Source organism: Microbacterium sp. NPDC019599 (assembly GCF_040632175.1).
Lineage (GTDB): Bacteria > Actinomycetota > Actinomycetes > Actinomycetales > Microbacteriaceae > Microbacterium.
Window position 1 is genome coordinate 1 of sequence record NZ_JBEYBL010000005.1, and the last position, 26,299, is coordinate 26,299.

The following is a 26,299-nucleotide window of genomic DNA, read 5'->3' on the forward strand; positions in this document are numbered from 1 at the left end:
CGAAGGTAGCGTTGAACACGTCGAGGTCTTTCGGATGCTGAGCGTAGGAACTTCCATCCTCGAAGGCCTCGACGCCTATCCGCCCAGCGGCGCGCGCGCCCCCACTACACCCTCAACTGCGAAGAGCCCCTATGGAGCGGTCTTTAGAGAGCAGAGACGTGGTCGCCTCGGATACGGTTGCGGGTGTCTAGCACCATCGTCTTGCTTCCCGCCAAGATGCTGACATCGAGGTTGGAGTGGTCAGTGAGAAGAATGACTAGGTCAGCGCTTTCGAGCGACTCATCGTTCAACGCAACTTTCTCTACGCCGGCGGGCCAGAAGCGCGTCTCCACGTGATCGTCGACCGCTCGGAGTACTGCGCCAGTATCCAGAAGGAGGTTAATCACCCTCAGGGAGGGAGACTCCCGGATGTCTCCAGTGTCCCGCTTATAAGCGAGGCCTATCAGGAGGACGGTTGCGCCGGACAACGCCCGGCTGCGACTGTTGAGGAGTTGGCTGGCCCGCTGCACGACATAGTCGGGCATGTGGTCGTTTATGTCGTTGGCCAGCTCGACGAACCGAAAGTTGCGTCCTAGCTTCCGGCGGACTTCCCATGATAGGTAGCTCGGGTCGACTGGTAGACAGTGCCCACCCACGCCTGGTCCGGGGGTGAACCTCATGAAGCCGAACGGCTTCGTCGCCGCTGCATCTATCGACTCCCAAACGTTCACACCGAGTTGATGTGCGAAGACGGAGAGCTCGTTGACGAGTGCAATGTTCACGTGACGGAAAGTATTCTCGAGGAGCTTCGTGAGTTCGGCCTCGCGCGTTCCCGAGACTGGCACCGTGGTGTCCACGAGCGACGAATAGAAGTCGTCCACGGCTCGCAGCGACTCCGTGTCGATACCGGATACGACTTTTGGTGTCTCTACAAAACCCCACGTCCTATTCCCGGGATCAATACGCTCGGGACTGTAGCCGACGTGGAAATCGGGCCCCGCGACCAGGCCGCTACCCCTTTCCAGAATCGGTGCAACCAGCTCCTCAGTCGTTCCTGGATAGGTCGTCGACTCCAGAATCACTGTGGCGCCCGGTCTCAGATTTCGCGCGAGGGAGACGGTCGCAGATTCGATGAAAGACAAGTCCGGCAAGGATTCCTTCAACGGTGTCGGAACCGTTATCACCGCAATGTCGAACGTCCCCGCGTCATCGTAGTCGGCTGTCGCCCGATAGCGCCCAGAAGACAGAGCCTCTCTTAACGTTGACGACGGCACGTCACCCACGTAGGACTGTCCCGCTACCAAATCCGCAACCCGACTCTTGTCGAGATCCACCCCTACCACGTCATATCCGACTGCGACGGCCCGCATGGCGACTGGTAACCCCACGTAGCCCTGTCCAACGACTATCACTTTCTGCACGGTCAGTTCTTCACCTCGAACGGGAGCGGGATTTGCGATGGTGCTGCAGGATGACGCAATGATGGCGGTCGCTCCGGCCCGCGCCTCCAACTCTATGACCTCACAATTGGTCCACACCACGACTCGCGCCATCGCGCGATGACCCGATGGGCGCGCCTGATTCCATCTCCGGCGCGGAGCCGGTCCTGCCGAGGTCCAGGCTTGCGCGCAGGCTCGCGGGAGGACTTCGTGGGACTCGGTTCGCTCGGGCTAATTTGATGCCACCAGCGAGGGCGCGAGTCCGCATGGAGATGAGCACCCAAGCGCACAGCGCGAACGCCGGACGTGTTCGAACTGACTGGCTGTCGGCGGCGCCCGAACCCTGAACGTTCCGGGGCGGTGGTTCCAGTGACGGTCGCAAGAAGGACCTGCCGAAAGGGTTCTTGAATGTCGTCTCGTCGTGTTCCGAAGCGCCCGGGTCGAAGGCCGAAGTCACTAGCTCGGAAGCGGTTCATCCAACTGCTCGCCGAGACTGGTCGATGTCCGCTGCCGCACGCGAGGTCGGTGTGACCGGTCCAGGGCGAATAGCTGGAAGAACGGCACCAAAGTGAGGCGCAAGGGTGGCACGGTCAAGGTCGTGCCACCCCTTGGGCCGCTGTCTATCGGTGTCATCTCGCGCCAGTTCCTCTCGGCTTCGATAACCTCTAGCGCCTCGCGCCCGAACCGCCCATACCGACGATAACGAGCTCCCGCGCTGTCACGCATTCCCGCCGAACTTCGACGTCGTGGCCTGTCCCTCGAGGTTGATGCCTTCTCGACGGAAGACTGAGCGGGCCGTCGCCATCAGGATGCGCAAGTCCAGTCGGAGGCTCCGGCGCTCGACGTACATCACGTCGTACTTGAACTTTGTTCCCCAGCTCAATGAGTTTCTGCCGCGAACTTGCGCCAGTCCGGTGATTCCCGGACGCACCTCGTGACGACGAGCCTGTTCGGGTGAGTAGAGCGGCAGGTATTCGACGAGCAGCGGCCGCGGACCAACAAGGCTCATGTCCCCGCGCAGCACATTCCATAGAGTCGGAAGCTCATCGAGGCTGAGGGACCGCAGCTGTCGGCCGAACGGCGTGAGCCTGTCAGCATCCGTCACCCAGCCCTTGGCCTTATTGACAGGAAGCATCGTGCGGAATTTCAGCAACGTGAACACCTCACCGTCCTTGCCCGGCCGTGGCTGACGGAAGATCACGGGACGGCCGAGGTTCTTGGCGACGAGCCCTGCGAGCACCAACTGCAGCGGTGCTGTCAACACGAGCAGAACCGATGCCGCGCCGATGTCGATTGCGCGTTTCACCACCTCGTAGGAGAGTCTGCTCGCGCCTGTTGGCCGGGTCACGAGACGAACCTCGTAATTGCCGCGAACACACGCCCGCGCTCCTCGTCGCTCGAAGCCGAACCACTCGGAAGGGTGAGCCCGGCATTGAACAAGTGGTCCCCAGCCCCAGAAAGCTCCGCACGCGCCCCCTCGAACACGGGCTGCAAATGCATCGGCTTCCAGATCGGGCGGGCCTCGATGCGATCGGCGGCGAGGGCTGCGGTCAGATCGCCCGGCGTCCAGCCGGTCACTGATGAGTCGATGAGTATCGAAGTGAGCCAGGCGTTGTCGTGCTCGTCGTCGACGGTTCCAAAAACCTCGACGCCCTCGACGTCGGCGAAGAGCGACTTGTAGGAATCGCGCAGGCCGCGTCGCCGGGCGATCATCTCGTCGAGTCGGCTCAGCTGCGCTCGGCCGAGAGCTGCGAGCAGGTTGCTCATGCGGTAGTTGTAGCCGATGTCGGTGTGCTCGTAGTGGAGGACCGGCTGGCGTGCCTGCGTCGCAAGGTACCGCACGCGCTCCGCGAAGTCGCCGTCGTCGGTCAGCAGCATGCCGCCGCCGGACGTCGTCATGATCTTGTTGCCGTTGAACGAGACGATTGACGCGCGGCCGAAACTGCCCGCCGCGCGGCCTCGGTGCGTCGCGCCGAGGGATTCGGCGGCGTCGGCGAGCACCGGCACCTCGAACTCGTCGGCGATCGCGAGGATCGAGGTGTAGTCCGCGGCCTTGCCCAGGAGGTCGACGGGGATGATCGCGGCGACGCGCTCGCCGGCATCCCGAAGCCGCTCGAGCGCGATGCGCAGCAGCGAGGGGTCCATGTTTCCCGTGTGGGGGAGGACGTCGACGAAGTACGGCTCGGCCCCCGTGTAGACGATCGCGTTGGCGGTCGCGGCGAAGGTCAGCGTCGAGGTGATCACGACATCGCCGGGGCCGACGCCCAGCGTCAGCAAGCCGAGGTGCAGTGCCGCCGTGCCCGAGCTGAGAGCGACTCCGTGGGCGACGCCGACGCGCTCGGCGAGCTCCCGCTCGAAGGCATCGACATCGGGACCGAGCGGCGCGACCCAGCCGGAGCGGAGCGCCGCCACGACGGCATCCTCTTCCAGCTGGCCGACGTCCGGGGGAGACAGGTAGATCCGGTCGCTCACGATGTCGTTCGAGCCTCCGGCGTGAGCGGACGGATGACCCCGGTCTCGTTGTTGCGCGGACGCGACAGCATCCGCTTCCTCCAGTCCGCGCTGTCGAGCTGATGAGGCGCGATGCTCTCGACCTTCGCGTGCGAGATCTTGGGGTGAAAGGGGCGCTCGGTGGTCTCGCTGGTACCCACGAGCTCCTCGTGGAGCTTCTCGCCTTCGCGCAGTCCGGTGAAGACGATCTCGATGTCCTTGCCCGACATCGCGATCATGCGCTGCGCGACGTCGAGGATCTTGACCGGCTGGCCCATGTCGAGGATGAGCACTTCGCCCCCGCGGCCGATGCCCCCGGCCTGCACGACGAGCTGACACGCCTCGGGGATCGTCATGAAGTAGCGGGTCACCTCGGGATCTGTCACGGTGACAGGACGGCCCGCCTCGATGAGGGACTGGAAGGTCGGAAGCATCGAGCCTCGGCTGCCGATGACGTTCCCGAACCGCACGGACAGGTAGCGCAGGTTCGTCTCTTCGGCCGCCCAGGCGGTCAGCTTCTCGGCGACGCGTTTGGAGTGACCGAGGACGCTCGTCGGATTCGCGGCCTTGTCGGTCGAGATGTTGACGAACGTCGTAACACCGGCCGAGCGCGCCGCCTCGATGACGTTGAGCGTGCCGGTGACGTTCGTCTTCCACGCTTCATCGGGGTACTGCTCGAGCATGGGTAGGTGCTTCAGTGCGGCCGCGTGGAACACGACCTCAGGCAGTCGGCTGTTGAAGATCTGCTGGAGCGTCTCGGCATCGCGGATGTCGGCGAGCACGACGTCCTTCGTGTGGAGCAGGCCGTGGCCGGCGGTCGCGAGCTGAGCGGCCTGCAGACCTGTCTCGTCGCGGTCGAGCATGATCAGCTCCGCGGGGCCGAATTGCACGATCTGCCGGCAGAGCTCCGAGCCGATGGAGCCCCCCGCGCCGGTGACGAGGACGCGCCGCCCGTTCAGATAACTGGCGATGGACGCAACGTTCGTGTCGACCGGCTGGCGCCCGATGAGGTCTTCGATCGAGATGTCGCGGATGTCGGCGGCTCGCTCGTGATCGTCATGGATCTCTGCGAACGGGGGGACGACCATGACTTTGATCTCGTGCGGCGTGGCCGTGTCTTGCACGCGTCGGAGCAGCTCGGCATTCGCCCGGCCGACCGCGACGACGACGATCTTCGCCCCCGTCCGCTCGGCGACGCGGGGCAGATCGTCGAGGGTCCCGAGGACGGGCACGCCTCGCAGCCACAGGTTCCGCTTCTCCGGATCGTCGTCGAGAAAGCCCACGGACCGGAAATCGGAATCGGCATCTCGATTGGTCGCGAGCAGCACACGCTGGCCCACTTCACCGGCGCCGAAGATGAGGACAGGCGCGGCGTCGTCGCGCGGCTTCAGCCGTCGGTCGTTGAACAGCCTGCGGGCGTAGCGCATCGCGAGCATCAGCACGAGTGCGATGGGCGCCGCGATGAAGGCCGTGCTCCGCGGCACACGGGTCGGGCCGATGAGGATGAATGACAGCACGGCGATCACTGCCATCGTGATGAGGACGGTGAAGGTGAGTGCGCGGACCTCCTCGAAGCTCCCGTACGCGAAGCGCCCCCGATACAGGTGGAAGTACATCCCGGCGAAGTACTGGACCGAGGCGGCGGTGAGGGCCGCCCCGAGCAGGCTGAGCCACACGATCGGCGCGACGTCGAACTCGTAGCGGAAGACCGCGGCGCTCGCGAGCGCCACCGCCCAGGCAATCGCGTCGAGCACGAATTGCGTCGTCCCGCGACGCTGAAGCGCGAGGCTCGCGCGCGCATTCGCAGAGGGACCATCGGATGCTGTCACACGTTCACCGCCTCGACATTTCCCCCAGCGAGGCGCCCGCTCTCATGTGGCCGCGTCGCTCATTCTCACGTATCTGTACATTGCCACGAATCCGCCTCGGTGAACGGAAGAAATCCGATCCTTCGCCGACCTGTATTCGTCGGGAAGGCCTCGAGTGCGCGCTCGGAGCGGTCGCTTAACATTGCAGAATGTCGTCCGACGTCCTACCTCGGCCCGCTCGCCGGGCGGGAAAGGCGTTCGCGTGGGCGCTTGCGGCCTTGGCACTCGCAGCGGTCGCCTTCGTCGTCTGGATCGGCATCCGAGGGCTCCTCGCGTATCAGCATCTTGAGGCGGCGCGCGGGGGCATCGAGCGGGCCTCGGCGAACATCACGGAGCCTGATGCGGCCGCTGCCGACATCCGCACCGCCAGTGAGGAGGCACGCGCCGCAGCATCCCTCACGAGCGATCCCGTCTGGAAGGCGGCGGAGGGCCTCCCCTGGGTGGGCCCTCAGCTGGCCGCCGTCGGAACCGTGAGCGCTGCCGTCGCCGGCGTCGCAGACTCCGTCCTGGAGCCGCTGAGCGAGGTCGCATCGGGATTCTCGATCGACTCGCTTCGCCTCGTCGACGGGGCGCTCGACCTGTCGGTGTTCGAGGCGCTCCGCGAGCCCGCGACCGAGGCGTCCCGAGGGCTGGACACCGCGGCCGAGAAGCTGGCAGGCATCGATCGTGCCCCGCTCCTTCGGTCCGTGCGTCAGGGGCTCGACGAGGCGACAGGGAAGCTGTCGACAGCCGTTGCTGCGGCCGGCGCACTCGAGCGGGTCACGACGCTTCTCCCCGCGATGCTGGGCGGCTCTGAGCCGCGCACCTGGCTGCTGCTGTTCCAGAATCCGGCCGAGCTGCGTTCGCTGGGCGGGATGCCGGGTGCCACGGCGGTGATCGCGGCGGACGGCGGACGCGTGCAGCTGGTCGGCCAGGGCACGGCCGCCATCCCTCGGTTCCCGGAACCCGTGCTGCCGCTCGACCCTGAAGTGCAGGGCGTGTTCGGGGAGCGGCCCGCCGTGTGGTTCTCGGGCACGACGATCCTCCCCGACTTCGCGACGGCGGCGCCGCTCGCACGGGAGATGTGGAACCGGGCGCACGGCACACTCGCCGACGGCGTCATCTCGGTGGACCCGATCGCGCTGTCCTACCTGCTCAAGGCCACCGGGCCGGTGCAGTTGCCGACAGGCGAGACGCTTACGTCTGACAATGCGGTCAGCTTCCTGCTGAACCAGGTGTACATCGACTATCCCGATCCGGTGGCACAGAACGCCGTCTTCGCCTCGGCCGCCGCCACCGTTTTCGACGCCCTCGCGTCCGGACGGGCCGAGCCGGCCGCGCTGGTCTCGGCACTGACCCAGGCAGGGGAAGAGCGCAGGCTTCTTCTTTGGAGCAGCGACCCCGATGAAGAGCGGATGCTGTCCGAGACGACCCTCTCGGGTCCGCTGCCGACCACCGATGCCGATACCGCCAGGTTCGGGGTTTACCTCAATGACGGGACCGGCTCGAAGCTCGGGTACTACCTCCAGGTCGACCCGACCTTGGAGTGGGGGAACTGCGCTGAACCGGGCGATGCCGCACGACGGGTGACACTCACGGTCACGATGCACAACAAGGCGCCCCTGGATGCGGCGACGAGCCTGCCGGATGACATCGTCGGAGGCAACTACGGTGTGCCCGCGGGAGTCCTCCGGGTTGTCGGATACATCTATCTGCCGCTGGGGTCGACACTTGTGGACGCCGAGGCGACGCTCGCCCCGGGATTCGGGGGCGGAATGCAGGGCGGGTATCGGGTGCTCAGCTTCCCCGCCGACATCGCTCCCGGCGAGACGTCGACGGTCACCGTGACGGTGGATCTCGGTGACCCCCTGCCCGACGAGGTCACAGCGCTCATCACGCCCGCGTTCGGCGCCACGAGCGTCACAGCGGCCTGCGCGGACGCCGAACGCTAGACTCCGAGCCGAGCCATCCTCAACCGCCCACGCTCACGAGGCTGCCGCCGGACCATACGAGCACCGAACCACCGGCGACGGCCATCGCAGCGGAGGACGCGGCATCCGCCCCCTCGGCGCAGCCGACCGGCGTTCCCGGGTCGCCCTCTCCGCCGGCGGCGGCGAAGCGGGTCACCGTCAGCCCCGCGCAGCCGTCAGCCGGATACGCCGCGATCACTGCCCCGTCGGAAGCCGCGAGGGCGACGACGCCTTCGGGTGAGAGCGGCGACCAGTCTGAACCCGTCCAGACCCACGCGCGCCCCTCGCACACCAGCGCCACGACATCGCCAGACGCGCGCAGACCCCTGGCCTCGGCGCACGGTGCCTGACTGGCTGCGCCGCGGCCGAGGTGGATCAGCGAGGAGTCGACGAGATCGATGTATCGCGACACGGCGAGCACATCGGGGTACGGCGCCCAGAACTGGCCGTTGGTGAAGGTGCGCAACGCCTGGGCGTCGCAGTTGCCGGCGGCAGCCACCATCTCGGCATCCTGTGCGCTGAAAGCGTCGAGCGATGCAACTTGTGTGAGGCCCAGGTAGCGTGCCGTGACGTCGGACCACGTCTGCCCTCCGTCGCCAGAGCGCTCGACGAGCGGCTCGACGGACCCGCACAGCCCGGCGGTCGCGCGCCACATCGCCTGCGAGCCGACGGACAGGAATCGCTCGGCCTCACGAGGTGGTGCGGGCTCTGGCGTGGGCGTCGCAGTCGGAGACGGGGTGGGTGTCTCGGTCTCGACTCCGAGGTCGAAGGTCGGCACGGGCCCGGCGGTCGCGGGCTCGGCAGGCGGGTTCGCACGCTGGTATGCCACGAGCGACAGGATGCCGATCACGACGGCGAGCAGGGCGACGGCGCTGATGGCGACCCACCTCGAGGGCCGGCGCCTGGGGGCCATGTCAGATGAGCGGCTCGGGACGCTGCGATGAACCGCCGGCCGGGTGGATGATCTCGTCGAGCGACGCGGGCTGAGTGGGGGTGGGTGGCGCGGGGAGCGGTGGAGCAGGCGGAGCCGGAGAAGAGGCGGACGTCGGTGCGGGCGTTTCGTCTCGCTTCGCTCGCTCAACGAACGGAGGGTTGGTTCGCTCAACGACCGAGGGGGAGGGGGTGGGAGCGGGAGTGGGCGCGTCCTCCGGCGTCGGCGGCTTCTTGCCCCGCCTGCCGGAGGCCTGCTGTCCGTAGCCGTATCCGTACGAGTAGCCGTATCCATAGGCGTACGAGTCGGGGCCGCGCGTTGGCACCTTGGTCAGGACGACGCCCGCGACGTTGGCGTCGACGGTCTGCAGAGCGTCGAGCGCCCCCTCGAGCTGGTGGCGCGTCGTGTGACCGGCCGACGCGATCACGATCGCGCCGCTCGTGGATTTGGCGAGGATCGCGGCATCCGTCACGGGAAGGAGCGGGGGAGCGTCGCAGAGCACGACGTCGAAGTCGCGTTCGAGCACCTCGAGCAGCGTGTGCATGTTCTTCGAGCCGAGGAGCTCGCTCGGGTTGGGCGGGACCTTGCCGGCGGGCAGGACGTACATCGAGCGCTTGCCCCACGGCAGCATGACGTCGCCGACACGTGCGCGCCCGATCAGCACGTCGGTGAGGCCCACGCCGCCTTCAATGCCGAGGTAATCGGCGACCTTGGGCTTGCGCAGGTCGGTGTCCAGGAGCGCGACGCGGCGGCCGCTGTCGGCAAGCGCGATCGCGAGGTTGATGGCGGTCGTCGACTTGCCTTCGCCCGGGATGCTCGAGGTCACGACGAAGCTCGAGCGGCCGCCGACGTCGAGGAACTGAAGGTTCGTCCGCAGCGCCCGGAACGACTCGGCGAGCGGTGACAGCGGGTCGGCGTGGACGATGAGCGGGCGGTCCTTCGCCTTAGGGTCGAAGGCGATCGAGCCGATGAGCGGGCGCGAGGTTATCTGCTCCACGTCGTGGGGCGTGCGGACCCTGTTGTCCAGCACGTGCCGCAGCACGGCGACGCCGATGCCGATCGCCAGGCCGACGAGGGCCCCGAGCGCGAGGTTGAGCGGCACATTGGGGCTGGAGGGCTTCAGTGCCGGCACAGCATCCTTCACCCGCGTCAGGAGCACGGGACTCGTGTCGGCGCCTTTCGGTGTCTCGATCTTCTCGACCACCGCCTTGAGGCTCTCGCCCAGGGCGTTGGCGATGTCAGCAGCCACGATGGGGTCGGGATTCTCGACCGTGATCCCGATGAGCGTCGTGTTGAGCGGCGACGCGGCACTCACGGACTTTGAGAGTTCGATGGACGTCGTGCCGAGGTCGAGCTCTGCGATGACGGGATTCATCACGATCGGCGTCGTCACCAGATTCGTATACGTCTGGACACGCGACTGCGTGAAGTTGTTGCCCTGCTGGATCTCGGCGATCGTCGCACCCGCCTGGGACGAAACGAAGACGGTGCTCTGCGCCTCATAGAGAGGTGTTCTAGTGAGCGAGTACGCGGCCGCAACGCCGATGCCGAGGATCGTGGCGAGCACGATCGTCAGCCAGTTCTTGCGCAGGATGCGTATGTAGTCCGTCAGCTCCATGCTCGCCCTTCGATGGTCGCGCGCTCGGGCTCATCATTCCACAGGGGCCCGCAACGGCAGGGGAGCGAGTGGACGGCGTCAGGCGCGGCGCCGATCGCGGCGCAGCGGCAAGCTGTCCGGGGCGGCCGTGACCGCCACCTCGGTCTCGTCGGCCGCGCTCGCCCCCTCGAGAGCAATCACGAGTGCCCGCACGACCTCGTCGACGGCGGGAGCGAGCTGCGCCGCGCTGCGCTGATATGTCTCCCACGAGCGCCCGTAGGGGTCGACCACGTCATCGTCGGCGAGGTTGGTCGGCGGTTCAACGGTGCCGCGCTGACCCGAGACAGCGGCCACCACGGCCCCAACGCGGGATTCGGCATCCGTCCCGCCCTCGTCGGCGGCGGTGCGCAGCTCGTCGTCCGACAGGCTCGCGGCCAGGCGCGCGAACTCGCGGATCGTGAAGGTGCTGCGCACGCGCGCGGGGGCGAGCTCGACGACGGCGCGCCGATGGTCGCGCGTCATGGCGAGCACGAGATCGGGTGCCGACAGGAGCGCTTCGGTCAGGTAGCGAGACCGATGGGATGCCGCATCCTCGTGGCGGACGCCGGCTGCGACGGCGAGCGCGAGGGCCTTGGACGTCATCGGTGCCGACGGGAGCCCATGCGTTCCGGCGCTCGCCACGGTCGGCGCGAAGTCCGCCAGGCGCGCCCGCAGCATCAGTTCCGCAAGCGGGGAACGGCAGATGTTGCCGGTGCACACCGTGAGGATCTCGATCACGGCAGAGCCTCCTGGCGCGGGGTAACGTGGGCGCGTGTCCGACCAGCCTACCGACGCGCCCGGTGCGGGGGCTCGGGCGGACTCGAGGGCGCAGCGATCATGGGACACACCCACCGCGGCAGCAGAGACCGCGCCGCCTGGCGAATCGGCACCCACGGATTGGCGCGTCGCGGAACGCCCAGCGAAGGGCTGGAGCGAGTGGCTCCTGGCGGGAGCGCTCGTCTCACTGGGTCTCGCGATCCTCGCGGGGGCGGTCATCACGGGACTCTGGCGATCTGCGTGGGCCCAAGCATCCGCGTCTCTCGTGCTGTGGATAGGGATGCTGCTCCCTACTGTGGTCGCCTTCTCCCGCGCCCGCCCCGGCGGCCTGCTCCGGTTCCGGCCGATCGATCTGCTCTACGGCGCGGTGCTGGGCGCGGGTCTGCGCATCGTGCAGGGGTGGCTGGCAGCAGTCCTCGGCGAGGGCAAGGAACTGCCGTCATACCCGCTCGTCGATGGCGCGCTTCCTACCGGGTGGTGGCTCACAGATGGCTTCGGCGCCGCTGTCGTGTCCCCGGTCGTCGAGGAGTTCTTCTTCCGAGCCGTTGTGCTCGTCTCGCTCTATCTGGTCCTTCGAGGAGCCGTCGGGAAGCTCGTCGCCGCAATCGTCGCCCTGCTTGTGAGTTCGGGTCTCTTCGTCGTCGTGCACGGACTGGCGCTCTCGCTTCCCCTCGGAACCGTGCTGTCCCTGGCGCTTCTGGCGTCGGTATGCGGGTCACTCGTGCTTCTGACTGGTCGCATCTGGGGGGCCGTCCTCGTCCACATCGTCTTCAATGCGAGCTACGTCGCCCTCGCGCTCGCCGGGACATTTCTGGCCTGAACAGCCTGTATTCGTTTTCGACCCATCTGGTGCGCGCCGGATGGGCGCGCTAGCATGACCGGGTGTGCGGCTCTCAGCCGTTTCACAGGCAGTAGCTTCATCTGGCTCCAATCGTTCGGGGATGATCGCAATGCTCAGGAAGACTCTTTCTGCCCTCGTCGTCGCAGGTGCACTGGCGTTGAGCGGCGCGGCCGCCGCCTCCGCCGAGGAGTACCCCGCTGAAGTCGTCATTTCAGCCGCTGACGTCACGCCAGCCCCCGGCGTGCCCACGCTGCTCACCGTGGGTGGACTCGAAGGCCTCACAGAGGTGCAGTTCGACATCACGGGCTGCACCGGCGCGACATTCCAGGAGAGCGGCACCGCCAGGGTCGTCCGGACGGTGGTCGACGCCTCCGCGACAGCGACGTTCGTCGGTACGACCCCCGGCGCCTGCACCGTGTCCGTTTCGAGCGATGAGGGCGTGCTCGGCTCGACCGTCCTCACTGTGACCGGCACGACCAGCGGCGGCGGACTGCCCCCGACCGGTGGCACGGTTCCTGCCGCTGCTATCTGGCTGGGCGTCGGCGCGGTCGGCATCGGCGGCATCGCCGTGGCTGCGGCTGTCGCGCGGCGTCGCGCGACCAGCAACCGCTGACACTCACGCGTCGCGAAGGCCTCGGGACGTCCCCGGGGCCTTCGTTGCGCCCCGGAGCCACGTGTCGCCGGTACTCTGAGGCGGTTTGGACCCAGCATCCGGATGCCGTAAGCTTGATCTTTGGTGTCCGGCTCTTGCTGATCCGGCGCCCGAACGTGAGCCCTCCACTGGCGTCCCACCTCCCGCACTGCGCGTGAGGAAGCACCCCGGAGCGGGATTCACGAACCTCTCCGTTCGATCAAGAAAGCAGCACTACTGTGACGCGCACTTACACCCCCAAGGCTGGTGAGACCCAGCGCGAGTGGCTGGTCATCGACGCATCCGACGTCGTCCTCGGCCGCCTCGCCTCGCACGCCGCCGCGCTCCTCCGCGGCAAGCACAAGCCCACCTTCGCGAACCACATCGACACTGGTGACTTCGTCATCATCGTGAACGCCGAGAAGGTCGCGCTGACGGGCCAGAAGCTCGAGCAGAAGAAGGCCTACCGTCACTCGGGCTACCCGGGCGGTCTGAAGGCGGTCACCTACTCCGAGCTCCTCGAGAAGAACCCCGTCCGCGCGGTCGAGAAGGCCGTCCGCGGCATGCTCCCCAAGAACAGCCTGGGCCGCCAGCAGCTGTCGAAGCTGAAGGTCTACGCCGGTGCCGAGCACCCGCACGCCGCTCAGCAGCCCAAGACGTACACGTTCGACCAGGTCGCCCAGTAAGCGCCGCCCAGAATAAGGACACACTCGTGGCGAACATCGAAGAAGAAACCACCAACTACTCGACCGAGACCCCGGTCGACCAGACCGCCGTCGCCGCCGAGCGCCCCGTGCTCTCGGTCTCGGGCTCGGCTGTCGGTCGTCGCAAGCAGGCCATCGCCCGCGTGCGCGTGATCCCCGGCTCGGGCACCATCACGGTCAACGGCCGCGCGTTCGAGGACTACTTCCCGAACAAGCTCCACCAGCAGCTCATCACCGACCCCTTCACGGTCCTCAACCTCACGGGTGCCTACGACGTCATCGTCCGCATCTCGGGTGGCGGCCCCTCGGGTCAGGCCGGCGCGCTGCGCCTCGGCATCGCCCGCGCCCTCAACGAGATCGACGCGGAGAACAACCGCCCGACGCTCAAGAAGGCGGGCTTCCTCTCGCGCGACGCTCGCGTCATCGAGCGCAAGAAGGCCGGTCTCAAGAAGGCCCGCAAGGCCCCGCAGTACTCGAAGCGCTGATCGGCTCGCGCTCCGCATGCCGCTCTTCGGCACGGACGGGGTGAGGGGGCTGGCCAACGGCCCCCTCACCGCCGATCTCGCTCTGTCCCTGGCCCAGGCGACCGCTGTCGTCCTGGGCCAGGGCCGTTCCGCGGAAGCGCGGAAGGCCGCCGGAAGGCGGCTCACTGCTGTCGTCGCGCGCGATCCGCGCATCTCGGGACACTTCCTGAGCGCCGCCGTCGAGGCGGGCCTGGCGTCCTCGGGCGTCGACGTGCTGGACGCGGGCACGCTGCCGACCCCGGCCGCAGCCTTCCTGATCGCCGACATCGACGCCGACTTCGGCGTCATGATCTCGGCATCCCACAACCCGGCGCCCGACAACGGCATCAAGATCTTCGCCCGCGGCGGAGTGAAGCTCCCCGACATCGTCGAGGAGCGCATCGAGGCCGCCATGGCGGGCCCGAAGCTCCAGCCGACCGGTGGCGACGTCGGGCGCATCAGCCGCTTCGCCGACGCCGAGGATCGCTACGTCGTGCACCTCCTGTCGTCGATCCCGAATCGCCTGGACGGCATCCACGTCGTGCTCGACTGCGCGCATGGCGCAGCATCCGGAGTCTCGCCCGAGACCTTCCGTGACGCGGGAGCCCGCGTCACGGTCATCGGCGCCGACCCCGACGGCATGAACATCAACGACGGCGTCGGATCGACCCACCTCGACAAGCTCGCGGCGGCCGTCGTCGCGGCGGGCGCCGACGTCGGGATCGCGCACGACGGCGACGCCGACCGCTGCCTCGCTGTGGACGCGGCAGGCAACATCGTCGACGGCGACCAGATCATGGCGATCCTCGCCGTCTCGATGAAGGAGCGCGGCCGGCTCAAGGACGACACGCTCGTCGCGACCGTCATGAGCAACCTCGGGCTGCACCGCGCGATGGCCGCGAACGGCATCCGCGTCGAGCAGACCGCCGTGGGCGACCGGTACGTGCTCGAGCGCATGAACGAGGCGGGCTACTCCCTCGGCGGCGAGCAGTCCGGCCACGTCATCATGAGCGAGTACGCGACGACGGGCGACGGGCTGCTGACAGGCCTGCACCTCCTCGCCGAGATGGCGCGGCAGGGCAAGACCCTCGCCGAGCTCGCGTCGATCATGACGGTGTACCCGCAGGTGCTCGTCAACGTGAGGGGCGTCGACCGCTCGCGCGTGCAGACGGACGAGCCGCTGGCGGATGCTGTCGCCGCCGTCGCAGCCGAGCTCGGTGACTCCGGGCGCGTCCTGCTGCGTGCCAGCGGCACCGAGCCGCTCGTGCGCGTCATGGTCGAGGCATCCGATGCCGCCGTCGCGCAGGATACGGCCGACCGCCTCGCGGAGGTCGTGCGGGATCGGCTGGCGCTGCAGAGCGCGTAGCCGGCCTTTCGGCGGATGCCCCGGACCTCCTGGAGGGTCCGGGGCATCGCTGTATCTGGGGGTTGGCTGCTCGGGCGTCCTCTTCGGGCGGAGTTGTGGCCGTGCGGAGGCGCCGGGCGCAGCATCCGTCCTCCGAAGGGGGACAACACCTCGCGAAACCCGCGCGGGTCTGCCGCCGGGCGGCGTCCTGTTCGGGAGGGGTTTTGGCCGTGCGGAGGGGCTGGATGCGGCATCCGTCCTCCGAAGGGGGACAACACCTCGCGAAGCCCGCCGGCTACACCCGAGAGGGGATGATGCCGCGGCACGGCGCGAGCGCCTCGCGAAACCCGCCGGCTACACCCGGGAGGGGACGGATGCCGCGGCACGGCGCGTGAGCGCCTCGCAGCGCAGCGTGAACACGGCGTAGAGCACGAGGGCTCCCGCGATCAGCACGACGAACACGGGCGTCATCGGCCGGTCCCACAGGAGCGCGTCCCGGCCGCCGACGAGTGACACGGCGATCGCGAGCAAGCTGAGCAGCTGCGCCTGGAACAGGATGCGGAAGGCGCTCCACCGCGAATCCCAGACCAGGCCCGCGTTCACGACGCCCGTGAGGCTCAGCACCGCCCCGGTCACGCGGGCCGTGAGCGGCGTGAGCTCCCAGGCCCACAGCTCGACGCCGAGCGCCGGCACGACGAACAGCACGGCGCCGACTGTCAGCGCAGCCGCGCCGATCGCCACGAGGGCGACCCGCCAGCGGGCCGGGATGACGACGTCGACGGGGTCGGGCGTCCGCGGGTCGTGTGGGCGCTGGATGATCGCGACGACCGCGACGAGGAACGGCGTCGTCACGTAGAGCACCATCCACACCGCGAACGAGAGGTTCTGCGAGAACCGGTCGAGGTGCAGGAGCGTCGCGACCAGGAGCGCGCCCGCGAAGACGACGACGGCCGGGAAGCCGTGCTTCACGCGATGCCAGCGCCGCGCGAGCGCGACGCGGATGAAGAACCAGATGCCGCCGACGTACGCCGAGGCGAGGAGGAACGCAGACAGCGGCGGCGCGATGGGCCAGGCGAAGAGCTCGCCCGTGCGCTCGGGGAACGCGAAGAGCAGGAACGCCGCTACGGCCAGGAACGGCACGATCGCGATCGCGACCCAGCGCGTGAGCGGCAGCACGCGGTCGTCGCCGCGCGGCTCAGTCACGCACGTGCTCCAGCGCCTGGTCGACAGTGAGTCCCGCGCCCTCCGCGATGCACCGGTCGAGCTCTTCGCCGAGGCTCCCGTCGCGCAGCGCTGTGAGCGGGATCATGTAGAACTCGAAGGCGCCGGGGTTGAGGAAGCCCTTGCGTCGCCGCACCGTCTGCGCGGCACCCAGGAGGAGCCCGGCCTTGCGCGCGTCGCCCTCGGCCGCCGCGAGCCCCACGAAGGCCTCGAGCCCGTACGCGAGGCTCTCGTCGTGCCCGAGCGCGAGCGAGATGTCCATGCCGTGCGAGAAGTCGTCGCGCGCCCCGGCCAGGTCGCCGGAGAGGAACCGCGTCCACCCGCGATGGTTCATCGCGATGACGATGCCGAGGCGCTCGCCCTGCGCCGAGGCGAGCGCGAGACTCTCGTCGAAGTGCGCCTGCGCGGCCACGAGGTCGTTGCGGAGCATGTCCACGCGCCCGAGCATGACGTGCGCCATCGCCTGCCCCCACGCGTCGTCCGCGCTCCGGAACTCGGCGAGGCTCGTCTCGAGCTCCGTGGTCGCGGTCGCGTAGTCCGCGCCGCTCGCCTCGGTCAGCAGCGCGAGGCCCAGCGACACGCGGGAGAGCGCCGTGCCGAAGAGGTCGTGCGCCTCGATGAAGAGGTCGCGGCTGCGCACCATGCCGGGCGCCGTGTCGAAGGCCGGGTCCTGCCAGAAGCGGATCGCGTTGGCGTAGTACTCCGCGACGGCGCGCGTGCGCACGGCGATCGGCACGCCGTCGCGCTCGGCCATCTGGAGGATCTCCTCGGCCCAGCCCTGCACGACGCCGAGGTAGCCGCCGATCCAGAGGTACAGGTACAGCGACCACAGGTACACGGCCGCGTCGTCCAGCTCTCGCCGATCGAACATCGCCCGCGTCACGCCCGCGAGGTTCTCGATCTCGAGGTCCAGCCGTGCGAGCCAGTCCAGCTGATCCTTCCCGCGGACGCCGGTGGCAGCATCCGTCGCGAGCGCCCGATAGTGGTCGATCCACGCGCGCGTCGCCCGCTCGGCGTGCTCGGGGGCGGCCTCCTGCGCGTACGCCCGCACGAGCGAGAGCAGGCGGAAGGCCGTCTCGCCTTCGTGATCGATGGAGGCGATGAGGCTCGCGTCCAGGAGGGCCTCGAGCGCGCCGAACGGATCCGGCGTGCCGGTCGCCGCGAGGACGGCCTCGGCCGACGCGAGACTGAAGGTTCCGGAGAACGCCGCGAGCGTCTTCAAGGCCGAGCGCGCGTCGTCGTCGAGCAGATCGACGCTCCACTCGATCGTGCTCCGCAGCGCGCGCTGGCGCTCGGGGAGGTCCCGGGCCCCGCCGACGAGGAGGGTCAGTGCCGAGTCGAGCCGGTCGAGGATCTGCTCGACCGTGAGCGAGCGCACGCGGGCCGCGGCGAGCTCGATCGCCAGCGGCACGCCGTCCAGCGCGCGGCAGATCGCGATGACGGATGCCGTGTTCTCTGGCGTCACCCGGAACCCCGGGCGCACAGCGGCCGCCCGCCGCTCGAAGAGCGTGACGGCGGATGCCCCGGTGTCGGGTGCGTCGTCGGCCGGGACGGCGAGCGGCCCGACCTCGTACATGCGCTCCGCACGCACGCGCAGCGGCGAGCGGCTCGTGACGAGGATCTGCAGTCGCGGGACGTCCGTGATGAGCCGCACGAGCAGGCGCGATGCGGCCAGGACGTGCTCCATGTTGTCGACGACCAGCAGCGCGTCGCGATCGGCGAGGGCCGTCACGACGCGGTCCTCGAGCGATCCCTCACCGCCGGCATCCCGGACTCCGAGGGCGCGCGCGATCGGCACGATGACGCGGTCGGCGGACGCGACCGACTCGAGGAGCGCGAAGGCCACGTCGCGGCCCTGCGCGGCGACGGCGCCGGCGATCTCGATCGCGAGGCGCGACTTGCCGATCCCGCCGGGGCCGACGAGGGTCACGATCCGCACGTCGCGGTCGTCGAGGAGCTCGAGGACCTCGCGCTGCTCCTCCTCGCGCCCCACGATCGCCGTGTACGGGGCGGGGATCCCGGATGCCGGCGGCCCGGCTGCGGCGGCGGCCACCGCTTCGGGGCGTCCGGCGTCGAAGCGCTCGGCGAGGAGCGTCGCAAGGTCGTCCTCCACGAGGCGGGCGAGCTCATCCGGGGTGCTGAACGACTTGTACGAGCTGCGGTCGTCGTCTCTGATCCGATCGAGCAGCGTCTCGAGGCGCTCCTCGCGCTCGGGTGCGGGGGCCTTGACGTAGATGAGGTGGGGGAGCGACCCCGACAGCAGGTACTCGTCCTCGAGCCCCGACACGGTCTCGTCGGGGGCGACCCAGCCGTACCGCTCGCCGTAGATGCCGACGAAGACGTCGCTCTGCGCGAGGTACGAGCGGTAGAGGTCGCGCGGCGGGTGGGGACGCGCGCCCAGCTCGAACATGACGGGTGCGAGCTTCATCGACTCGATCGCGGCGCGCACCGCATGGCGCTCCGGCTCGAGCTCTTTCAGAGTGGAGCTGACGAAGATCCGGAGACGCTGATCGGGAGTGCGGATCACCGCGGGCCCTGCGGCCATGAGGGAAATGATGGAGCACGGCGCCCGGTCGCGTCTAGGTCGCGCGGGGGCTTTGCGCGCGCAGCGCCGCGCCCGGCGCAGGCGCCGGGCGCGGCATCCCCCAGACTCAGGCGACGGGGTAGCGGTCCTTCTCCGGGTCGCACGCCGTGTAGGGCGGGTTGCCCGGATAGTGCAGGCTGATCTCCTCCGCGCGGAACTTGTCGATGTACGGGGCGATCTCGAGCACGAAGTCCCCCGCCTTCAGCGGTACGGCGACCGTGTTGTCGAACGACTCGTCGGGCCCGCGGAAGGTCACGAGCACCTGGCCCGTCACGCCCTGCCCCGTGCCGACCGTCACGACGCGCCCACGCAGCGACTGCTTGCCCGCGATCTCGACGTACTCGAACTTCGTCGCCCAGCCCGTGTCGGTCCGCACCTGCACGCCACCCAGGATGATGGGGTGGTTGGGCGCCTCGGGCGGGATGCCGTAGCCCACGAGCGAGAGGTTCGCCGGCGTCCGCACGAGCTTCTCCATCATCCGCTGCAGCTCCTTCTCACGCGGATCGCCGAAGAGCGACTCGACCATGACCTCGACCCGGCGGGTCTCGTCGGGGTCGAGCACGACCGACTGGTGCGCGAGGTAGACGCGGTAGTACGGGGCCATCGGGCCGGTCAGCTGCGGCATGACGTACATCAGTGCGCGCTCGGGGAACGGGTTGTGGAGGGCGACCGTGCTGCGCACGCGACGGGCGGGCGAGGACGCGGCGGAGATGTAGCGCGAGTAGTTCGACTGCGCCGTGTTGTTCGCGTCGCTCACCTCGACGATCGTCGGCGTGACCGACGTGTCGAGATACAGGGGCGTCTTGGCGATGATGCACCGGTGGCCCTGGTTGCCCGGCAGCCACTGCGTCGTGAACTCGACGGACGCCGTGCTCGTGTCGGGCGGGACGTCCTTCGTGTCGCGTCCGAGCCAGACCTCCGGAGCGCCGCCGACCGTGAAGTCCTTGATGTAGAAGTCCACGGTGACGTTGCGGGCTGTGACGGGCCCGCGGTTGCGGTACGTCGCGACCACGTCGTTGACGTGACCCTCCCACGGCACGTTCCGCCACGCGGGGTCGGCGAGCGACCGCGCATTGCGCACCTCGATGTCGGGGCTCTGCCAGTTGTCGCCACCCGGCCAGGGACGGATGACGAGATCTGGGCGGCCGTTCGTGCCGTACTCGATGCGCACCTGCGCGGTGTTGCCGCTCGCGGAGAGCACCGTCATCTTGAAGTCCGCGACCGCCATCGAGGAGGTGTCGGTCTCCTTGTAGTCGTCGCCGGTGGCGAAGAAGGATGCCTCGCCCTCGACGTCGGGGCGGAGCCGGATGATCTGCGGCCGGTTGATGGGGAACGTGAAGTTCTGCGAGCCGACGTCTGTGCCGACGACGACGCCGTTTCCGGTCGAGGCGTCGCTGCCGAGCTGCTGGTCGGAGATGTCGCCCGCCTGCGTGCGCCGGTACTCGAAGTAGTAGTTCCACCCGTCCGCGATGCGGATCTCGACGCCCGTCAGCTCGCCCGCGGGCGGCGCGCCGTCCTCGATGGCGTGGAGCGTCACGGTCTGGTCGAGCGGGATCGTCGAGCGTGAGAAGTCGAACGTCTGCACCCACTCGGGCCGCACCCAGCCGGTCTCCATGCGCTGCGCGATCGTCGGCGCGGGCAGCTGCTGCTCGCTGCTCATGAGGTCGAGGTTCGTGACGTCACGGCTCTGCACATCGGCGGAGTAGCCCCACGAGGCCACGTTCGTGTACAGGTCGGGGTAGCCGAGGTTGTGGCCGAGCTCGTGCGACAGCGTCTCGGTCCGGGTGCGCGAGTCGCGCGTGCCCTCCCAGTCGTCGGGCATGCCGAGCACGTTGAGGTTCACCGACCCGCCGGGGATCGTGAAGTTGCCGCCCCAGGCCTGCGGCCAGAAGAAGTTGTCCGTCCCGGCAGGTCCCTGCGACCGGACGACGAGGATGAGGCTCCGCACGGTCGAGAAGTCGATGATCGGGTTGCCTCCGCCGTCCACCTGGGCGGCCGCGTTCGAGACGCACGCCTGAGCGAACGCCTGCCCATTCGCCGGGGCGAAGGAGTTGTTCGGCCATGGCGTGGGCATCATGCTGAACTGGCTCGCCCAGTTGCCGGCGAGGCTCACGAGCGGCGGTGTGCCGCCGGCGAGGGCCAGAGTGAAACCGCCGTAGGACACCTCTTCGAAGTACAGGCGGGCGCTGTCGGTGGAGCCGACGGCGCTCTCCTCCCAGGCGTCGCGGACCGTGTCGAATCCCGTGCCGGTGGGATACCGCGAGTCGGAGACATCCACCATCAGGATCGCGATGTTGCGCGTGCCGGACTGCGGGATGACGTCGACGTTCTGCGGCGTCGTGCCCCCGCCGCCCCACGTGTAGCCGGTCTGGAACGTCCCGACGGGGCCGGCGAGCCAGTGCGCCGGGCTGGCGGCCGGATCGGCCCACTCGTCCGTGATGTGGAACTCGAGCACGGCCACCTCGGTGGCAGTGGGCCGGTGGGTGACGACGAGCTTGTGGTCGCCGGGCTGGTACCCGACGAGCAGCATGATCTCGCCCGCGACCGAGAGGTCGTCGTGTGAGAGCGACACACGACCGCCGGCATCCCCGTCCGGGATCGTGAACTCGAGGTCGTCCATGAGGTGGCCCGTCGTGCCCATGTCCACGACGACGCGCTCGTACGAGCCGATGAAGGGCTTCGGGTTGCCGATCGTGAGCGTGACGGGGCGCGAGACGACAGGCGGACGGACGTCCCACCACGTGATGCCGTGTCGGTCGATCGCGATGAGCCGCTCGGAGGCGAGCTGCCACACGGCGAACGGCTGCTCGCCGGCGCCCAGGTCGTAGACCTCCTTCGCCCGGCCCCGCGCGAGCACGAGCGAGCTCACGATGCCGTGCGTGCCGTCGGCGTCTTCTCGCGCGCCCGCGAGCAGGAGCGTGCCGGACCGTGACGAAGGCGTGAGATACCCGGCACCCTTGAGCCCGTCGGCGATCTCGGTGAAGGCTGCGTCCCCGGGCGTGATCGACAGCCATCGGCCGCTCTCGGTCTCGACGACGTGCAGCTGCGCGCCGTCGTCCGAGAACGCGACTCCGCCCGTGGGCAGGAGGTCCGCGCCGATCGTCTCGGCGAGTCCCGTCGTGACGTCGACCGTGCGCAGCTCGCCGGTCGCGTTCTCGACGAACGCGAGGGTCGTGCCGTGCAGCGCGAGCTGTCCGGGTCGGCCCACGCCCGTCGCGACGACGCGCCGGCGGCCGAGCACGGAGGCCGCGACCACGCTGATGACGTACCGCCGGCCCACCTGATCGGCGACGTAGAAGACCCGTCCGTCCGCGCCTGCGACGAGCCCGACCGGGTCCGAGAACCCGCTCGCGAGGACCGTCGTGTCGCCGGTCTCGATGTCGACCGAGAGCACCTCTCCCGCGCTCGCGACGAGCAGCGAGTGCGTCCGCGTCAGCCGCCGGATGATCGGCAGGCGACCCGAGAACAGCTTGCTGGGCGGCGCCGCTCCGGCGGCTGCGGTGATGTCGAGGCTGATGCGCTTCGTCGCGGTGGCCATGGCAGGGCTCCCTGAACTCGCCGCCACACAGGGCGGATGTCAATGGAGAGGAGGTTCGGGGCTCAGTGATACATGCGGGCGTGGATGCGGCCGCCACGAGCCGGTCGGGGGCGGGCGGTCGCTCGCGGGTCACGCGAGCGCGGTCGCCGGACGGCGGGCGGCCTCACCCGCGCACGTCGTCGAGCGCCTCGGCGACCGTCAACGCCAGCCCTTCCTGCGTCGCGCGGTCGAGCTCGTCGCCGAGGCCCGCCAGTCGGAGCGCCTGCAGGGGAACCATGTAGAACTCGAAGGCGCGCGGATTGGAGATGCCCTTGCGGCGGCGCAGCGCCTGCGCCGCCCCGAGAAGCCGCCCCGCGGCCACCGGGTCGTCCTGGCCCGCCCGCACCCCGACGAACGCCTCGAGTCCGTACGCGATCCCCTCGTGATGCCCGAGGCCCACGGAGAGGTCGAGCGACTCCGCGAAGTCGCGGCGACTGCCTTCGGCGTCCCCACCGAAGAACTTGGCCCATCCGCGGTGATGCTGCGCGATGACGATGCCGAGGCGCTCGCCCGCGGTCGTGGCCAGAGCGAGGCTCTGCTCGAAGCGGTCCAGCGCGGCCGGGATGTCCCGCGCCAGCAGATCGATCCGCCCCAGGACGACCAGTGCGACCGCCTGGCCCCAGGCGTCGTCGACGTCGCGGAAGCCGGCGAGGCTCTCTGCCAGCTCCCCCCGCGCGAGCTCGAAGTCCGGAGCGGGCGCGGACCTCGCCAGGCACGCCAGACCCAGCGAGACTCCGGCGAGCGACGCCCCGAAGCGGTCCGAGGCCCGCCGGAAGAGATCGCGGCTCTGCTCCAGCCCCCCGACGGCGTCGAAGCCGGGTTCCTGCCAGAACCGCACGGTGTGGATGTAGTACAGCGCGATCGCGCGTGTGCGGTCGCGGAGGCCGAGCCCCTCTCGATCGGCGGTCTCGAGCAGCTCGGTCGTCCACGCCTGGACGATGCCGAGATAGCCGCCGATCCGCAGGAACAGGTACAGCGACCAGATGAAGGACGCCGCCTCATCGAAGCGGCGGAGGTCCAGGAGCGTCCGCATGACGTTGCCGAGGTTCTCGATCTCGAGATCCAGCCGCGCGAGCTGTGCGAGCTGCTGAGCACCGCGCAGACCGACCTCCGCCTCGGCCGCGACATCCCGGTAATGGGCGATCCAGACGTCGGCGACCCGCATCCGCCCCCATTCGTCGAGGAGTCCGGCCGCGTAGGCGCGGACGACGGACAGCAGCCGGAACGCCGCGAACGGGCCGCGGTCGGTTCGCCCCAGGAGACTCGCGTCGACGAGCGCCTCGAGGCAGGTGAGCGGGTCTCGAGCGCCCGAGGCGCTGAGCACGGCCTCTGCCGACTCGAAGGTGAAGGACCCGACGAAGACCGACAGCGCCGCGAGCGCCGACCGCGTGTCGGTGTCGAGGAGCTCGACGCTCCAGCGGATCGTCTCACTGAGCGCCCGCTGCCGGGCCGGCAGGTCGCGTGACCCCGCCACGAGGAGAGTGAGGGCGGAGTCGAGGCGCGCGAGGATCTCGCGCGGACTGAGCAGCCGGACGCGGGCAGCGGCGAGCTCGATCGCGAGAGGGACGCCGTCGAGCGCACGGCAGATCGCCACGACGTCGTCGAGGTTGTCCGGGCCCAGGCGGAACTCCGGGCGCACCGCCGCCGCCCGCTGTGTGAACAGAGCGACGGATGCCGAGGCCTCGGCCGCGCCCTCTGTCACGTCCTCGGCAGGAAGCGACAGCGGCCCGATGTCGACGACGCGCTCCGCGCGCACGTGCAGCGGCGAGCGGCTCGTGACGAGCAGCGTCAGGCGCGACGTACCCGCGACGAGGCGCACGAGGACGTCGGCGGCGTCGAGGAGGTGCTCCATGTTGTCGACGACCAGCAGGAGGTCGCGGTCGCGCACGGCCGCGATCACCTTGTCCTCGAGGGATCCCTGAGCGGCGGCATCCCTGACCCCCAGGGCTCGCGCGATCCCGGTGATGGCTCGCTCGGGCGACGAGATGGCCTCGAGCAGCGCGAAGGCGACATCGCGCCCGGCGGCGGCGGCATCCGTCGCGATCTCGATCGCCAGGCGCGACTTGCCGATGCCGCCCGGCCCGACCAGCGTGACGATACGCACATCGCGGCGCTCGAGGAGGGCGGCGATCGCTCTCCGCTCCGCGTCGCGCCCGACGATGGGCGCGTACGGCGCCGGGATGCCGGGCGAACTGAGCGCCTCGACGGGCGGCGGCTCGATGGTCTCGAACCGCTCGGCGAGCAGCGTCGCGAGATCGTCCGCGACGAGCCGTTCGAGCTCCTGCGCGTCGGCGAACGACTTGTACGACGTGCGGTCGTCGGCGCGGATCCGATCCAGGAGGGCCTCGAGGCGGTCCTGACGCGCCGGCGCGGGATCCTTGATGTAGATGAGCCGGGGAAGTGCCCCCGACAGCCGGTACTCGTCCTCGAGCCCCGAGACCTCTTCGTCGGGTGCCGTCCAGCCGTAGCTCTCCCAGTAGATCCCGACGAAGACGTCGCTCTGCGCGAGGTAGGAGCGGTACAGCTCGCGCGGCGGATGGGGCCTCGCGCCGAGCTCGAACATGACGGGTGCGAAGTGCATCGCCTCGAGCGCGGCGCGCACGGCTCGCCGCTCCGGCTCGAGCTCTTTCAGAGTGGAGCTCACGAAGACGCGGAGTCGCTGATCGGGAGTGCGTATCGCCGCCGGCCCGCGGGCCATGAGGGAATCATGGACCTCCCGCGGCGCCGCGTCCAGAGGTCGGGAGCCGCCGAGCCGCCGGGGCGTCGGGCGCCGCCGAGAGGTCGGTGCTCAGCCCCGGTGGAACTCGGCGATCAGCCCTGGGAGACCCGGGCCTCAGCCCCAGCGGAAGCGGGCGCTCAGCCCCAGGAGAGCGACTCGATGTAGCGCAGCAGCACGCCCTCGCGCAGGGCCCACGGGCTGACCTCGAGCTCGTCGACCTTGAGCGCCTGCATGGCCGCGTGCAGCACGACGGCGCCCGCGACGATCTGGAACGTCCGGTCCGGCGTGATCCCCGGAAGCTCCTGCCGCGCGGACGCGGGGATGCGCGCCAGCCGCGGGATCCACGAGCCGAGCGAGGCGCGGGGGAGCAGCATCCGCTCGATCCCCGACCATCCGGGAACGGGGTAGCCCGCGAGCTTCGCGAGGGAGCGGATCGCCTTCGACGATCCGACGACATGGTCCGGCCGCGGCAGGGCCAGGAACTGCTCGGCGACGGGCGCGAGCACTTCGCGCGCGTGGTCGCGCAGCACCTCGACGGCGTCCTCGCCCGGCGGATCCTGCGACAGGAACTGCACCGTCATGCGACCCGCGCCGAGGGGGACGGATGCTGCCACCTCGGGCAGCTCGTCGGCTCCGGCGGCGATCTCGAGCGAGCCGCCGCCGATGTCGAAGAGCGTGATCTGGCCCGCCGACCAGCCGAACCAGCGACGGACGGCGAGGAATGTGAAGCGCGCCTCGGACTCGCCGCCGAGCACCTGCAGCTCCTGCCCGAGCGCATGCTCGATGCGGGCGATGACGTCGGCGCCGTTGGTCGCCTCGCGCACCGCGGAGGTCGCGGTCGCGAGCAGCTCGTCGACCTTCTCCTTCGCGGCGACCTCGCGGGCGCGGGACACGGCGTTGACGAGCGCCGTGACGCCCTCCTCCGTGATCGAGCCGTCCGGCGCGAGGTAGCGCATGAGGCGCAGCACCGTGCGCTCGCTCGTCGTGGCGTGCGGCCGCCCTCCGGGACGGACGTCTGCGACGAGCAGGTGGACGGTGTTCGATCCGATGTCGAGGACTCCCAGGCGCACGCGTTCAGGCTAGCGGGCGGCGCCGGGCTGCGGTG

General features: G+C 69.4%; 18 protein-coding genes. 6 read left to right on the forward strand and 12 right to left on the reverse strand.

The features are described from left to right. Positions 1-143 precede the first annotated feature (143 nt). From ABZ477_RS10440 to ABZ477_RS10455, 4 genes are all read right to left on the reverse strand, one after another. Positions 144-1,400, reverse strand: a complete 1,257-nt coding sequence (locus ABZ477_RS10440) for a nucleotide sugar dehydrogenase (protein ID WP_360131998.1) — start codon at positions 1,398-1,400, stop codon at positions 144-146. A gap of 736 nt (positions 1,401-2,136) precedes the next feature. Next, on the reverse strand, positions 2,137-2,766 hold the full coding sequence (locus ABZ477_RS10445) for a sugar transferase (RefSeq protein ID WP_360132001.1): 630 nt from the start codon (positions 2,764-2,766) through the stop codon (positions 2,137-2,139). After that, complete coding sequence (locus ABZ477_RS10450) at positions 2,763-3,890, reverse strand: aminotransferase class I/II-fold pyridoxal phosphate-dependent enzyme (protein WP_360132004.1); 1,128 nt, start codon at positions 3,888-3,890, stop codon at positions 2,763-2,765. The genes ABZ477_RS10445 and ABZ477_RS10450 overlap by 4 nt, the downstream gene beginning before the upstream one ends. Beyond that, positions 3,887-5,662, reverse strand: a complete 1,776-nt coding sequence (locus tag ABZ477_RS10455) for a nucleoside-diphosphate sugar epimerase/dehydratase (RefSeq protein WP_360132007.1) — start codon at positions 5,660-5,662, stop codon at positions 3,887-3,889. The genes ABZ477_RS10450 and ABZ477_RS10455 overlap by 4 nt, the downstream gene beginning before the upstream one ends. Positions 5,663-5,925: 263 nt before the next feature. On the opposite strand from ABZ477_RS10455, the gene ABZ477_RS10460 reads away from it, so the two are divergent. Then, positions 5,926-7,707 carry a DUF4012 domain-containing protein gene (locus tag ABZ477_RS10460; protein WP_360132010.1) on the forward strand — a complete coding sequence of 594 codons (1,782 nt, stop codon included), beginning with the start codon at positions 5,926-5,928 and terminating at the stop codon, positions 7,705-7,707. A 19-nt stretch (positions 7,708-7,726) separates the two neighbouring features. Here ABZ477_RS10460 and ABZ477_RS10465 read toward each other — a convergent pair whose 3' ends face one another. From ABZ477_RS10465 to ABZ477_RS10475, 3 genes are all read right to left on the reverse strand, one after another. Further along, the gene (locus ABZ477_RS10465; protein ID WP_360132013.1) at positions 7,727-8,638 is read right to left on the reverse strand and encodes a hypothetical protein; all 912 of its coding nucleotides are present in this window, start codon (positions 8,636-8,638) and stop codon (positions 7,727-7,729) included. A gap of 1 nt (position 8,639) precedes the next feature. Further along, positions 8,640-10,274 carry a polysaccharide biosynthesis tyrosine autokinase gene (locus ABZ477_RS10470; protein ID WP_360132016.1) on the reverse strand — a complete coding sequence of 545 codons (1,635 nt, stop codon included), beginning with the start codon at positions 10,272-10,274 and terminating at the stop codon, positions 8,640-8,642. A 78-nt stretch (positions 10,275-10,352) separates the two neighbouring features. Further along, entirely contained in the window at positions 10,353-11,030 is a 678-nt protein-coding gene (locus ABZ477_RS10475; RefSeq protein WP_360132019.1) for a low molecular weight phosphatase family protein, read from the reverse strand. Positions 11,031-11,064: 34 nt separating this feature from the next. Between ABZ477_RS10475 and ABZ477_RS10480 the strand changes: the two genes are divergently transcribed. The 5 genes from ABZ477_RS10480 to glmM all read left to right on the forward strand — a co-directional run bounded on the left by ABZ477_RS10480 (position 11,065) and on the right by glmM (position 15,114). Further along, positions 11,065-11,889: a type II CAAX endopeptidase family protein gene (locus ABZ477_RS10480; RefSeq protein WP_360132022.1), complete on the forward strand. Its 825-nt coding sequence runs from the start codon at positions 11,065-11,067 to the stop codon at positions 11,887-11,889. 130 nt (positions 11,890-12,019) lie between these two features. After that, positions 12,020-12,523 carry a hypothetical protein gene (locus tag ABZ477_RS10485; protein WP_360132025.1) on the forward strand — a complete coding sequence of 168 codons (504 nt, stop codon included), beginning with the start codon at positions 12,020-12,022 and terminating at the stop codon, positions 12,521-12,523. Positions 12,524-12,780: 257 nt separating this feature from the next. Next, positions 12,781-13,227 (forward strand): 50S ribosomal protein L13, encoded by a 447-nt coding sequence (gene rplM, locus ABZ477_RS10490; RefSeq protein ID WP_360132028.1) that lies wholly within the window; start codon positions 12,781-12,783, stop codon positions 13,225-13,227. Between the two features lie 26 nt (positions 13,228-13,253). Then, positions 13,254-13,730, forward strand: coding sequence for a 30S ribosomal protein S9 (gene rpsI / locus ABZ477_RS10495; protein WP_360132031.1), 477 nt, complete (start codon positions 13,254-13,256; stop codon positions 13,728-13,730). A 16-nt stretch (positions 13,731-13,746) separates the two neighbouring features. Continuing rightward, positions 13,747-15,114 carry a phosphoglucosamine mutase gene (gene glmM / locus ABZ477_RS10500; protein ID WP_360132034.1) on the forward strand — a complete coding sequence of 456 codons (1,368 nt, stop codon included), beginning with the start codon at positions 13,747-13,749 and terminating at the stop codon, positions 15,112-15,114. Positions 15,115-15,447: 333 nt separating this feature from the next. Here glmM and ABZ477_RS10505 read toward each other — a convergent pair whose 3' ends face one another. The 5 genes from ABZ477_RS10505 to ABZ477_RS10525 all read right to left on the reverse strand — a co-directional run bounded on the left by ABZ477_RS10505 (position 15,448) and on the right by ABZ477_RS10525 (position 26,264). Then, entirely contained in the window at positions 15,448-16,296 is an 849-nt protein-coding gene (locus ABZ477_RS10505; RefSeq protein ID WP_360132037.1) for a hypothetical protein, read from the reverse strand. Then, positions 16,289-18,859, reverse strand: a complete 2,571-nt coding sequence (locus tag ABZ477_RS10510) for a DUF4062 domain-containing protein (protein ID WP_360132040.1) — start codon at positions 18,857-18,859, stop codon at positions 16,289-16,291. The genes ABZ477_RS10505 and ABZ477_RS10510 overlap by 8 nt, the downstream gene beginning before the upstream one ends. 106 nt (positions 18,860-18,965) lie before the next feature. Further along, positions 18,966-22,436 carry a hypothetical protein gene (locus ABZ477_RS10515; protein WP_360132043.1) on the reverse strand — a complete coding sequence of 1,157 codons (3,471 nt, stop codon included), beginning with the start codon at positions 22,434-22,436 and terminating at the stop codon, positions 18,966-18,968. Between the two features lie 163 nt (positions 22,437-22,599). Next, positions 22,600-25,173, reverse strand: coding sequence for a DUF4062 domain-containing protein (locus tag ABZ477_RS10520; protein WP_360132046.1), 2,574 nt, complete (start codon positions 25,171-25,173; stop codon positions 22,600-22,602). Positions 25,174-25,331: 158 nt separating this feature from the next. Beyond that, positions 25,332-26,264 carry a Ppx/GppA phosphatase family protein gene (locus ABZ477_RS10525; protein WP_360132049.1) on the reverse strand — a complete coding sequence of 311 codons (933 nt, stop codon included), beginning with the start codon at positions 26,262-26,264 and terminating at the stop codon, positions 25,332-25,334. Between the last annotated feature and the right edge of the window lie 35 nt (positions 26,265-26,299).